Origin of the sequence: Liberibacter crescens BT-1, assembly GCF_000325745.1 — a bacterium.
Taxonomy (GTDB): domain Bacteria; phylum Pseudomonadota; class Alphaproteobacteria; order Rhizobiales; family Rhizobiaceae; genus Liberibacter; species Liberibacter crescens.
This window is the reverse complement of record NC_019907.1, coordinates 292,668-306,078: the sequence shown is the minus strand read 5'-3', so window position 1 is coordinate 306,078 and position 13,411 is coordinate 292,668. Positions and strand designations below refer to the sequence as shown.

Sequence of the window (13,411 nt, the reverse complement as noted above, 5' to 3'; positions counted from 1 at the left end):
TCCTGTCCTCATTACCAAGGCATAAAATCACGTGACACCTGTAAAGCCGCATGATAATTGCTTAAGAGAAGATCAATAGATCCAGAAGTAGTCTTTAAAATAGGAAATGGATAAACTCCAAAGAAGATTATTAATATGATCATTGGATAAAGAACAAATTTTTCACGCAAAGAAAGATCAAAAAGTAATTTTATTTTTTCATTTATTAAAGGACCAAAAATCACCCTACGGTAAACCCATAAACCATAAGAGGCTGAAAGAATAATACCAATCCCTGCAAAAAGAGCAGTAATAGAACTCACTTTAAAAACACCCATTAACGTTAAAAATTCTCCAATAAATCCAGATGTACCAGGAAGACCTATATTTGCCATAGTAAAGACCATAAACGAGACTGCATATTTTGGCATACTATACGCCACCCCTCCATAAGAAGAGATTTGACGTGTATGCAATCGATCATAAATGATACCTATACATAAAAACAAAGCGCTTGAAATAATACCATGAGATAACATTTGAAAAACTGATCCCTGAACGCCTTGTATATTAGCTGAAAATATACCCATTGTAACATAACCCATATGCGCTACTGAAGAATAGGCAATCAACTTTTTTATATCTTCTTGAACCATTGCAACTAAAGAAGCATAAATAATAGCAATAACAGATAAAACAAAAATAATTGGCGCAAAAAAATCAGATGCCAAAGGAAATATTGGTAAACAGAATCTCAAAAGACCATAACCTCCTAGTTTTAGCATAACACCGGCAAGAACAACAGAACCAGCTGTTGGTGCCTGCACATGAGCATCTGGCAACCAAGTATGGATAGGCCACATTGGAATCTTAACAGCAAAAGAACATAAAAAGGCTAAAAACAACCAAAATTGCATATTATATGAAAAATTATATTCTAAAAGCTTTAAAACATCGGTTGTTCTAGTTTCCCAATACATTGCCATTATAGCAAGAAGCATCAAAACTGAACCTAAAAACGTATAAATAAAGAACTTATAAGAAGCATATACTCGATCAGGACCGCCCCATCTTCCAATGATAATAAACATAGGTACCAAACTTGCTTCAAAAAACAAATAAAACAAAACAATATCAAGGGACACAAAAACCCCGATTACCATTGATTCAAGGATTAAAAAAGCAACGACATATTCTTTAAAGCGCTCTTTTATCGAAGCCGAACTTGCTAGAATACAGAAAGGAATAAGAAAAGCTGATAAAATAACAAAAAGCACAGAAATACCATCAATCCCTAAATGATAATCAAAAAAAGGATCAATCCACTTATGATATTCTATCATTTGGAATCTAGGATCATTATTATTAAATTTGACCCAAACTATAACTGAAAGGAAAAAAGTTAATAAACTAATCGCTAAAGAAATTATTAAAACTACACGCCGACTATCTCCTATTTTAGGAAAAAACAGCAAAAAAATTGCACCAATTAAAGGCATAAAGGTGACAATTGAAAGAATTGGCCATCCATACATTAACCATTTCCCTTTCCTATCATTATAGCGACCAATACAACCACTCCTATCAACATCGCGAATACATAATGATAAAGATATCCCGTTTGCAATCTAACTACACGCTTCGTTATAAAACGCACTACAGATGCAAGACCGTTTGGTCCAAAATTATCAATAAATGCATCAATTTTTTTCCAGAGAAAAAACCCAAAACGCTGCGCAGGACGAACAAACAAAAAATCATAAATCTGATCGAAATACCAAGCATTTAAAAGAAAATTATAAAGAACACTTTGGTTACGAGAAAGCTTCCCTGGCAAAGATGGAAAAATAATATACATTATAAAAGAAGAAATAAAACCGGCAAAAAACGCTATAAATGGACAAAGTTTTACCCATATAGGAACAAAATGATGCGCTTCAAGAATATGATTTTCAGAAGAAGTGAAAAGAGCACCCTTCCAAAAAAACTCATACTTCTCGCCAAAGAAAAAATCTTGAAATAAAAATCCAGAAAATATAGCGCCTATAGACAAGACATACAATGGAACCAACATTACCCAAGGAGATTCATGGATATGATTTATATTTTGTGGAGAAACTCTTATTTTTCCAAAAAAAGTTAAAAACATTAAACGCCAAGAATAAAAACTTGTAAAAAATGCTGCAATCACCAGCAACACAAAACAAAACCCTGCAGCTGGATAATATGAAACATATGAAGATTCTATAATCGCATCTTTAGAAAAAAAACCAGCAAAACCTATATTTGTTCCAGGGATACCTAAGCCTGTAAGAGCCAAATTACCAATCATCATTGCAAAAAATGTAGAAGGCAAATATTTATACAACCCTCCCATATGCCTCATGTCCTGCTCTCCATTGACTGCATGTATTACCGAACCTGCCCCAAGGAACAATAAGGCTTTAAAAAAAGCATGTGTAAAAAGATGAAAAACAGATGCACCATAAGCACCAGCACCCAATGCAACAAACATATATCCTAACTGCGAGCAAGTTGAATACGCGACAACACGCTTAATATCATTTTGAACAAGACCAACAGTAGAAGCAAAAAATGCTGTAATAGCTCCAATAAACATAATACAATTAAGAGCAACAGGAGAAAGCTCAAAGATTGGAGACATACGTGCTATAAGAAAAATTCCTGCCGTAACCATGGTTGCGGCATGAATAAGAGCTGATACAGGCGTTGGCCCCTCCATTGCATCAGGAAGCCAAGTATGCAACAAAAACTGAGCAGATTTACCCATTGCTCCTGTAAACAGCAACAAACAAACTAAAGTAATAGCGTCTGAATTACGAAACTGTATTCCTAAAATATTAATTACTGGCTCATATAAATCAAAATTTGATACCGTTGGATAAAAATTAGCTTTAGAAAATATAACATCAAAATTTATAGAGCCAAACAAAACAAAAATTGCTGCTATTCCAATCAAGAAACCCAAATCTCCTACCCTATTGATTATAAAAGCTTTCATTGAAGCCCTTATAGCAGATTCTTTGGAAAACCAGAAACCAATCAAAAGATACGAAGTAAGCCCAACCCCTTCCCAACCAAAAAACATTTGCAAAATATTATCAGATGTAACCAACATCAGCATAAAAAAACGTAAAAAGAGAAAGATAAGAAAAAAATCTCGTTCGATGAGGATCATGATGCATATAGCCAATCGAGTATACATGAACAAGAAAAGAAATTGAATTAACAACCACAAACATTACAGAGGTAAGTCTATCAACACGGAAAGCCCAAGAAACATTAATTTCTCCCGATTGAACCCACCTGGCTATCTCAATTTTTTCTATCCCAAGAGATAATTCTCCAAATCCTCCCTTCAAAAAAACATTCCAAGACAATAATGCTACAATAAACATTAGAGTAGAAGTTACCAGCTCAGAACCCCTACTTCCTATAAAACGACCAAAAAAGCCTGAAATTAAAGCGCCTAAGAGAGGAAGAAAGACAATTGCCTTGTATATCATAATGGTTTTCTTAACCCTTCATCATATTTATATCTTCAACAGCAATAGAGCCACGATTTCGATAGAAAACAACAAGGATTGCAAGACCTATAGCAGTTTCAGCAGCAGCAACTATTAAAATAAATAATATAAATACCTGACCTACGATATCATTCATATAGCTAGAAAAAGAAACCAAATTCAGATTTACGGCTAGCAGTATAAGCTCTATAGACATAAGAATAATAATAACATTCTTACGGTTCAAAAAAATTCCAAAAACACCTATACAGAACAAAACAGAAGAAACTATTAAGTAATCAAAAATACTAATTTCCATTACTGAATCCCTTTTCTGAATTTTACCTTAACCAATTCAACAGCATTCTTTGGATTTCGAGCTAATTGTTTAGAAATATCCTGTCTTCTAACATCATTCCGATGTCGAAGAGTCAATACAATTGCGCCTATCATTGAAACTAACAATATAAAACCAGATATTTGAAAACAATAAATATAATTTGTATAGAGAACATTGCCTATCAACTCAGTATTAGTTTTCTTAGCAAAATCCTTTATAGGCATAATTTGCTTGTTTGACAAAAAAGAATAACTTTTAATACCTAAAATTAATTCAATACCCAACATCCCTACGACAAAAACACCTAAGAAAGCATGCTTTGCAAACCCAGAACGCATATCCTCAAAATTAATATCGAGCATCATAACAACAAAAAGAAACAAAACTGCTACGGCGCCAATATATACAACGAGAATAATCATAGCAACAAATTCTGCACCTATAAGAAGGAAAAGACCTGCAGCATTTAAAAAAGCAAGAATAAGAAAAAATACAGAATAAACCGGATTACGCACTATAATGACCAAAGAAGCAGACCCTATAAGCATACCAGAAAAAATATAAAAAAATAGAGCCTGCAGACCCATTGCTCAATACCTTTGACTGTCTTTACAAATCAACAAACATTAATTAAATTTAACTATAACAACCAATTGCTCTCTCCTCAAGAGAAACATTTTCTATCGATACGGTGCTTCGATTAAAATATTACGAGCAATTTCTTTCTCCCAACGATCTCCGTTATCAAGTAAGCGAGCTTTATCAAAATAAAGCTCCTCACGCGTTTCTGTTGCAAATTCAAAATTCGGACCCTCAACAATTGCATCAACCGGACACGCTTCCTGACAAAAACCACAATATATACATTTTACCATATCTATATCATAGCGGATAGTACGGCGCGTCCCATCACTTTGACGTGGACCAGCTTCTATTGTTATGGCTTGCGCAGGACATATAGCTTCACATAACTTACAAGCTATACACCTCTCTTCTCCATTAGGATATCGACGCAACGCATGCTCTCCTCTAAAACGAGAACTTATAGGACCTTTTTCAAAAGGATAATTTATAGTAGCTTTAGGCTTAAAAAAATAACGCATAGAAAGGAAGAATGCACGAACAAACTCCTTCAAAAAAAGTGAATTGATGCTTTGAATAAACACCACCATTTTACCCTCCAGCGCACACAGAACAGTGCAAACTCAAAATTAAGAACCCATAAGCTTTAATAAAAAAGCGACCAACACAACCATAAAAAGCGATATTGGCAAAAAAACTTTCCATCCTAATCGCATCAACTGGTCATAACGATACCGAGGCACAAAAGCCTTAACCATAGAAACCATAAAAAAAACCATTGATGTTTTGAATATAAACCAAACTATACCAGGAATATAATTTAAAACAGGTATATTAATAAGAGGCAACCATCCACCCAAAAAAAGAATAGTTGTTAAAGAACACATTAAAAGAATAGCTGAATATTCAGCAAGCATAAACAATAAATATGGAGTTGACCCATACTCAACCATAAAACCAGCAACTAACTCTGATTCTGCTTCAGGAAGATCAAAAGGTGGGCGATTCGTCTCCGCAAGCAAAGAAATAAAAAAGATTACAAACATCGGGAAAAGCACCAACCAATGCCAATCCAGGAATGAAGAAGGAAGCCCCATCATCGTCCCTAGACCTCCTCGTTGAGCATTAACAACATCTGTAAGATTCAGAGAACCTACACACAAAAGGACAGTTACGATAACAAGACCAATAGAAACTTCGTAAGAAATCATTTGAGCAGCAGAACGCAATGCTCCAAGAAAAGCGTACTTAGAATTTGATGCCCATCCTCCCATAACAATACCGTAAACTTCAAGGGAAGAAATAGCTAAAATATAAAGTATTCCTACATTAATATCTGCAATTACCCAACCATCAGCTATGGGAACAACAGCCCAAGCAGAAAGAGAAAGTGTTACCGCTACCAAAGGAGCCAAAAGAAACAAAACTTTATTTGCTCCAGCAGGAATAACAGGCTCCTTTAATACAAATTTGAAAAAATCAGCAAAAGACTGCAATAACCCCCAAGGCCCAACAACATTCGGCCCTCGACGCAGCTGAACAGCTGCCCAAATCTTTCGATCTGCAAGTAAAATATAAGCAATAAAAATCAGCAAACCGATTAGAAACAAAATTGATTTTCCAGCAATTACAAGCAGAGGCCACAAGTATGTTAAAGAAAAAAAAGCCATAAATATCCCAATTTTATATTATAGTGATTTTTTTAATCTATTCCGCGCCAAAACAGAACACTCTGCCATAACAGCTGAAGCCCTTGCAATAGGGTTAGTTAAGTAAAAATCTTCTACGGTTGAAATAAAATTATGCTTTATCATATTTCCAGCTTTTTCAGCTAGAGCAGCAACTTCTTCTCCTGAACCAGGAGAAATATCTCCCAATCTAGAAAAATGAGGATACTGTAAATACAAAAGATTTCTTAAATGTTGTAAAGAATTAAAAGAAAATCTACAACCAAGAATGTCAGAAAGAGCACGTAATATTGACCAATCCTCCCGTGCATCACCTGGAGGAAAACTGGCACGCACTCCCATCTGGACTCTACCTTCAGTATTAACCCATAGACCAGATTTTTCCGTATAAGCAGCACCAGGCAAAATGATATCAGCACATTGAGCACCATTATCGCCATGTGACCCTATATAGATAGTAAAAGCAGTTTTTTTGGAAAAATTCAATTCATCCGCTCCCAATAAAAAAACAACATCAGCCTTAGTTAACATATCTGTTGCTTTCAAACCTAGATCGGATGGCACGAAACCTAAATCCAAAGCTCCAACTCTTGATGCAGCAGTGTGTAAAACACCAAACCCATTCCACTCATCCGTGACCGCTCCAACACTTACAGCTAACTTTGCAGCATTTGCAAGAACCTCAAAACCTTTATAGCCAGAAAGAGCCCCTTGCCCTACCACAATCAAAGGCTTTTCAGCCCTTTTTAATTTTTCAAAAAATCCATGCTTTCCTGACAAAAGACCATTTAATGCTTCAGAACCAAAACCCAAATGCTCATACTCATAATTTAAGTCAAAACACTCACCGATAACACCAATCGGGAAGTTACCTCTACGCCAACGTTTTCGGATACGAGCATTAAAAACAGCTGCTTCAAACCTGGGATTGCAACCTATTACCAACATAGCTCCAGCTTTTTCTATACCTTGAATAGTTGGATTGAATATATAACTGGCACGACCCAAAAACGGATCGATCTCTGCACCATCTTGCCGACAATCAAAATTACTAGAACCTAGTGCCTGCATAAGCAATTTCAGCGAATACACCTCTTCAACAGAACAAAGATCTCCAGCAATAGCACCAAGCTTAACATGAGGTGCACTAACAACCTGCTTTATTTCATCAAAAGCACGATTCCAAGTGACAGGCTTTAATTTTCCTCCAACACGAACATAAGGACAATCCAAACGCTGCATTTTAAGACCATCCCAAATAAATCGTGTTTTATCTGATATCCATTCCTCATTAACAGCTTCATTGACACGAGGCAAAATCCTCATGACCTCACGTCCTCGCACATCAATTCTTATTGCAGAACCAAGAGCATCCATTACATCTATACTGTCTGTTTTATTTAACTCCCAAGGACGACTCGTGAATGCAAACGGTTTTGATGTTAAAGCTCCCACAGGACAAAGATCAACGATATTACCTTGTATCTCTGAATTTAAAGCATGCTCTAAATATGTAGTAATCTCAGCGTCTTCACCTCGACCAATCAAACCAAGCTCTGGAACACCCGCAACCTCAGTAATAAATCGAACACAGCGTGTACAATGAATACAGCGATTCATAACCGTTTTCACTAATGGACCGATATATTTATCTTCCACAGCACGCTTATTCTCACAATAACGAGAACTGCCAAGGCCAAAAAACATAGCTTGATCCTGAAGATCACACTCTCCTCCTTGATCACATATGGGACAATCCAAAGGATGATTAATAAGAAGGAACTCCATGACACCTTCACGAGCCTTCTTAACCATAGCTGTCTTAGTAAAAACTTCAGGAAGCTCTCCATTTGGACCAGAACGGATATCACGAACCCCAAGAGCACAAGACGCCTGAGGCTTAGGTGGAGCGCCTTTAACCTCAACAAGACACATCCGACAGTTACCAGCAATCGAAAGCCTTTCATGAAAACAAAATCGAGGAATCTCACTGCCTGCAGCTTCACAAGCTTGTAAAACAGTAAAATAATCAGGAACTTCTACCTCAATCCCATCAACTCTTAACCTTACCATCATTTACGGATACCATACCTAAACAGGACACATCAAAAGACATGAAATATTATATATTCTAATACAACCTAAAACTCAAAACAACAATCTAAAAACTATCTATGTGCTATAAGAATCAATACGCTCTTCAATCAAAGGGCGAAAATTCTTTATTAATCCTTGTATTGGCCAAGCAGCTGCATCTCCAAGAGCACAAATAGTATGCCCCTCTATATTCTTGCTTACATCCAAAAGCATATCTATTTCTGACTTACGCGCCGAACCTTTTACCATACGCTCCAATACTCGCATCATCCACCCAGTTCCTTCACGACAAGGGGTACATTGGCCACAACTTTCGTGTTTATAAAAAACTGATAAACGCCATATGGCTTTAATTATATCAGTAGATTTATCCATAACAATGACAGCAGCTGTTCCCAGAGCTGAACCTAATTCTCGCAAACCATCATAATCCATTATAGCTTTTCTCATCTGTTCACCAGGAACACAAGGAACAGAAGAGCCCCCTGGAATAACTGCAAGAAGATTGTCCCAACCTCCTCTTATACCTCCACAGTGTCGCTCAATTAAATCCTCAAAAGATATTGACATAGTTTCTTCAACAGTACACGGACAATTAACATGCCCTGAAATTGAAAATAACTTCGTGCCACTATTGTTTGCACGACCAAAACTAGAATACCACGCAGCACCCCGACGTAATATAGTCGGAATTACCGCAATAGTTTCAACATTATTAACGGTAGTAGGGCAACCATATAACCCTACACTAGCAGGAAAAGGCGGCTTAAGACGAGGCTGACCTTTCTTCCCTTCGAGGCTCTCAAGCAGAGCTGTTTCTTCACCACAAATATACGCGCCAGCCCCATGGTGAACCACAATATCAACATCATAACCAAGCTTACTATTATTGCCTAGTAGTCCTGCATCATAGCATTCATCAACTGCAGCCTGCAATGCCTCACGTTCCCGTATAAATTCACCTCGTACGTAAATAAAAACACAATGAGAACCTATAGCAAAAGCACCCATAACACAGCCTTCAATCAAAGTATGTGGATCATGACGCATGATATCCCGATCTTTACAAGTACCAGGCTCAGATTCATCAGCATTGACAACCAGATAATGAGGACGATCGGTAACTTCTTTAGGCATAAAAGACCACTTCATTCCTGTTGAAAAACCAGCACCACCACGTCCACGCAACCCTGACGCTTTAACCTCATTAATAATCCAATCACGATTTTTTTCTAAAATTTGCTTAGTATTATCCCAATGACCTCGCAGTATAGATCCCTTCAAAGTTCTATCTTTAAGGCCATATATATTGGTAAATATACGATCCTGATCACTAAGCATACTTCACCTTCTCAACCATCCGCAGAAAGATCTTAATCAATTTTTTCATCTTAAATGAAAAGCCTTGCTTGCTTACTCCAAGTTTCACGCTTAATACGCCCACCCAAACCAAGATGATTATCAATCCAATCAGACTCTTCATCATTCCATTTTGCTATTTGAGAAAAAGTAAAAACACCAATATCATTAAGCGCTTTTTCTACATCAACAGAAATACCTGAAATCTTTGTTAAATCATCAGGAATTGATGGCCTTTCAATAAATAGAGAAGAACAAAAAGCAGGCTTATTCTTTTCTAAAACAATATTACTTTTAACTTCTACGACTTCTTCATGAAGAGTTGTTAACCCACCTGAAGGAGATGAATATATACGATCAATTTGCGGCCCTGGAGGTATCATTACTCCTTTTCCTGCAACAAAGGCATCAACTATAACCTCTAGACGCTCAGGCGTTAAATCTTCATAAGTATCCTTACCAATCATAACCATTGGTGCGTTTACACAAGCTCCCAAACACTCAACCTCTTCCCAAGAAACAGTACCATCAGAATTAACCCTCAAGGGATCAGGATGAATTTTATTGCGACAAACTTCTATAAGTGCTTCAGAGCCCCGCAACATACATGGAGTCGTCCCACACACTTGAATATGTGCCCTAGATCCAACTGGTTTAAGCTGGAATTGTGTATAAAAAGTTGCAATTTCGAGGACTCGAATATATGCCATACCCAACATATCTGCGATTACTTCAATTGCAGCACGACTAACCCAACCTTCTTGCTCCTGAGCACGCATAAGCAAAGGAATTACAGCCGATTGATGTCGGGATGGAGGATATTTTTTAATTGTCTTCTGAGCCCACAAAACATTATCTTCACTAAAAACAAAAGAAGAGGGCTGTAATTTTTCTTCTGCTAACCGACGAACTGACATCGCTATGCCTTACTCAAATCTTAATCTATAAATGATATTATAAAACAACATACTTATCTATCTACTTCACCAAAAACGATATCTAAAGACCCAAGAATTGCAGCAACATCAGCAAGTTGATGACCCTTACAAAGAAAATCCATTGCCTGCAGATGAGCATATCCAGGAGATCGAATCTTGCAACGATACGGCTTATTACCTCCATCTGCAATCAAATAAACCCCGAACTCCCCCTTTGGCGCTTCAACGGCAGCATAAATTTCACCAGCAGGAACATGATACCCTTCAGTGTAAAGCTTAAAATGATGTATTAAAGCCTCCATAGAAGTTTTCATATCCTCCCGCTTAGGAGGAACAACCTTACTATCAAGAGAAGAAACGCTTCCTACTTTTGCATCGCCAAGTAACCTATTAACACATTGCCTGATGATTTTTATGGATTCTCGCATTTCAATCATACGCACAAGGTAACGATCATAACAATCTCCATTCTTACCGACTGGAATATCAAAATCAAAATCTTCGTAACATTCATATGGTTGAGATTTTCTTAAGTCCCAAACAGCTCCAGAACCTCTAACCATAACACCTGAAAAACCCCAACCCCAAGCATCATCAAGCTTAACAATCCCAATATCAACATTACGTTGCTTAAATATACGATTCTCTGTTAAAAGATCATCTATATCATCAAGAACTTTAAGAAAAGGATCACACCAAATCCCTATATCTTCCACCAATTGATGCGGCAAATCTTGATGAACACCTCCAGGACGAAAATAGGCAGCATGCATACGAGAACCAGAAGCACGCTCATAAAAAACCATAAGCTTTTCTCTCTCTTCAAAACCCCAAAGAGGTGGAGTCAATGCACCAACATCCATAGCTTGAGTTGTCACATTAAGTAAATGAGAGAGAATACGACCAATTTCAGAATAAAGTACCCGAATTAATTTTCCACGGATAGGAATTTCAATTTTAAGCAATCCTTCAACAGCTAAAGCATAGGCATGCTCCTGATTCATAGGAGCGACATAATCAAGACGATCAAAATAAGGAACAGCCTGCAAAAAAGTCTTTGTTTCAATAAGCTTTTCAGTACCACGATGCAAAAGACCTATATGAGGATCTACACGCTCGACAACCTCACCATCCAACTCAAGAACAAGACGCAAAACACCATGAGCAGCAGGATGCTGAGGACCAAAATTTATAGTAAAATTACGTAAATTTTCCTTAGTCATTAAGCCACCTTAATAGCAACACTTGAGATAAGAAAATATCCTTTTTCAACTGTTTTTTTTATCTTGAGGACGCACATACTCAACACCTTCCCAAGGCGATAAAAAATCAAAATTACGATACTCTTGCTGCAACTCTATAGGTTCATAAACAACACGCTTAGATTCATCGTCATAATGAACCTCAACAAAACCACTCACTGGGAAATCTTTGCGGAGAGGGTGCCCTTCAAAACCATAGTCTGTAAGAATACGCCGCAAATCTGGATGACCAACAAAAAAAACACCGTACATATCCCATACCTCACGCTCAAACCAATTCGCCCCAGGATAGATAGTTGTTATTGATGGAACAGGCTCATCTTCAGCCACAGAAAGCTTGACACGCACACGAAAATTACTCTTTGGCGATAAAAAATGATAAACCACATCAAAGCGCTTCGCACGCCCCGGCCAATCCACACCACATAGGTCTATAATATTAATAAAATTACAATTCTTATCATTTTGCAAAAACTTTACCAAAGCAATAAAATCTTCACAAGAAACTTCTAAAGTCAACTCGCCACAATTAACACAAGAAGACATAAGCTGTATACCAGAAACATCTTTTATATAACGATCAAGACACTCAATATTCTCTAGCAACATAACTTTCTCAACGCTCAATACTTCCAGTACGACGTATTTTCTTTTGCAACAAAAGAATCCCATAAAGAAGAGCTTCTGCTGTCGGCGGACAGCCTGGTATGTAGATATCTACTGGTACAATTCGATCACAACCCCGAACAACTGAATATGAATAATGATAATAGCCTCCACCATTTGCACAAGAACCCATTGAAATTACATAACGAGGCTCAGGCATTTGATCATAAACTTTGCGAAGTGCTGGGGCCATTTTATTAGTAAGTGTCCCAGCAACAATCATAACATCCGATTGACGAGGCGAAGCACGCGGAGCAAAACCAAAACGCTCAAGATCATACCGAGGCATAGAAGCCTGCATCATCTCAACTGCGCAACATGCCAAACCAAAAGTCATCCACATCAAAGACCCTGTACGGGCCCAGGTTATTAATTGCTCAGAAGAAGTTACCAAAAACCCCTTGTTATTCAATTCGCTGCCAAAATCCTGAAAAATAGAATCCTTTAAATTGATTTCTGAATTGTCAGGCAATCCCCCTTGTCCCGCAAATATTTGAGAATTAGACTGCATTATTCCCATTCTAATGCTCCCTTTTTCCATTCATATACAAATCCTACAGCCAACACCCCTAAAAAAAATACCATTGACAAAAAACCAAGCCAACCAATTTTCCTAAAAGCAACAACCCATGGGAATAAGAGAGCAATTTCTAAATCAAAAATAATAAAAAGTATAGAAACCAGATAAAATCTAATATCAAACTTCATCCGAGAATCATCAAAAGGATTAAAACCACATTCATATGTCGATAATTTTTCTGGATCAGGAGACTTGAACGCAACAATAAAAGGCGCAACCATAAGACAACAAGCTATGATCAACACAATAGAAAAAAAAACTACAATAGGAAAATAAAAAATAAGAACATCAGCCATCTTAATATACTCTTTTTATTATATATAGGCTATAATTTATATAAGAAAAAAATAACCCATAAAAAGAGAAACTTTCATGAAATTATATAAAAAGCCA

12 protein-coding genes and 1 pseudogene are annotated in these 13,411 nt (G+C 37.0%); all 13 read right to left on the bottom strand.

Annotated elements, in window-relative coordinates; genetic code table 11:
- Window positions 1–11: 11 nt before the first annotated feature.
- A complete protein-coding gene (locus B488_RS01345) occupies window positions 12–1,514 on the bottom strand; it encodes an NADH-quinone oxidoreductase subunit M (RefSeq protein ID WP_015272689.1) in 1,503 nt (500 codons plus the stop codon).
- Window positions 1,514–3,506, bottom strand: a pseudogene (gene nuoL / locus B488_RS01340) (NADH-quinone oxidoreductase subunit L). The gene B488_RS01345 and the pseudogene nuoL overlap by 1 nt, the downstream one beginning before the upstream one ends.
- 10 nt (window positions 3,507–3,516) lie before the next feature.
- Window positions 3,517–3,825 carry an NADH-quinone oxidoreductase subunit NuoK gene (gene nuoK, locus B488_RS01335; protein WP_015272687.1) on the bottom strand — a complete coding sequence of 103 codons (309 nt, stop codon included), beginning with the start codon at window positions 3,823–3,825 and terminating at the stop codon, window positions 3,517–3,519.
- Entirely contained in the window at window positions 3,825–4,433 is a 609-nt protein-coding gene (locus tag B488_RS01330) for an NADH-quinone oxidoreductase subunit J (RefSeq protein ID WP_015272686.1), read from the bottom strand. Before B488_RS01330 ends, nuoK begins: the two co-directional genes overlap by 1 nt.
- 93 nt (window positions 4,434–4,526) lie before the next feature.
- Complete coding sequence (gene nuoI, locus B488_RS01325; protein ID WP_041770550.1) at window positions 4,527–5,018, bottom strand: NADH-quinone oxidoreductase subunit NuoI; 492 nt, start codon at window positions 5,016–5,018, stop codon at window positions 4,527–4,529.
- A 39-nt stretch (window positions 5,019–5,057) separates the two neighbouring features.
- Window positions 5,058–6,098 (bottom strand): NADH-quinone oxidoreductase subunit NuoH, encoded by a 1,041-nt coding sequence (nuoH, locus tag B488_RS01320; RefSeq protein WP_015272684.1) that lies wholly within the window; start codon window positions 6,096–6,098, stop codon window positions 5,058–5,060.
- An 18-nt stretch (window positions 6,099–6,116) separates the two neighbouring features.
- Complete coding sequence (gene nuoG, locus B488_RS01315; RefSeq protein WP_015272683.1) at window positions 6,117–8,189, bottom strand: NADH-quinone oxidoreductase subunit NuoG; 2,073 nt, start codon at window positions 8,187–8,189, stop codon at window positions 6,117–6,119.
- A gap of 99 nt (window positions 8,190–8,288) precedes the next feature.
- Window positions 8,289–9,554: an NADH-quinone oxidoreductase subunit NuoF gene (nuoF, locus tag B488_RS01310; RefSeq protein WP_015272682.1), complete on the bottom strand. Its 1,266-nt coding sequence runs from the start codon at window positions 9,552–9,554 to the stop codon at window positions 8,289–8,291.
- Between the two features lie 50 nt (window positions 9,555–9,604).
- Window positions 9,605–10,489 carry an NADH-quinone oxidoreductase subunit NuoE gene (nuoE, locus tag B488_RS01305; RefSeq protein WP_015272681.1) on the bottom strand — a complete coding sequence of 295 codons (885 nt, stop codon included), beginning with the start codon at window positions 10,487–10,489 and terminating at the stop codon, window positions 9,605–9,607.
- A 53-nt stretch (window positions 10,490–10,542) separates the two neighbouring features.
- The gene (locus tag B488_RS01300; protein ID WP_015272680.1) at window positions 10,543–11,733 is read right to left on the bottom strand and encodes an NADH-quinone oxidoreductase subunit D; all 1,191 of its coding nucleotides are present in this window, start codon (window positions 11,731–11,733) and stop codon (window positions 10,543–10,545) included.
- A gap of 45 nt (window positions 11,734–11,778) precedes the next feature.
- The gene (locus tag B488_RS01295; RefSeq protein WP_015272679.1) at window positions 11,779–12,381 is read right to left on the bottom strand and encodes an NADH-quinone oxidoreductase subunit C; all 603 of its coding nucleotides are present in this window, start codon (window positions 12,379–12,381) and stop codon (window positions 11,779–11,781) included.
- A gap of 7 nt (window positions 12,382–12,388) precedes the next feature.
- The gene (locus B488_RS01290; RefSeq protein ID WP_015272678.1) at window positions 12,389–12,958 is read right to left on the bottom strand and encodes a NuoB/complex I 20 kDa subunit family protein; all 570 of its coding nucleotides are present in this window, start codon (window positions 12,956–12,958) and stop codon (window positions 12,389–12,391) included.
- Window positions 12,949–13,314: an NADH-quinone oxidoreductase subunit A gene (locus B488_RS01285; RefSeq protein WP_015272677.1), complete on the bottom strand. Its 366-nt coding sequence runs from the start codon at window positions 13,312–13,314 to the stop codon at window positions 12,949–12,951. Before B488_RS01285 ends, B488_RS01290 begins: the two co-directional genes overlap by 10 nt.
- Window positions 13,315–13,411: the final 97 nt, after the last annotated feature.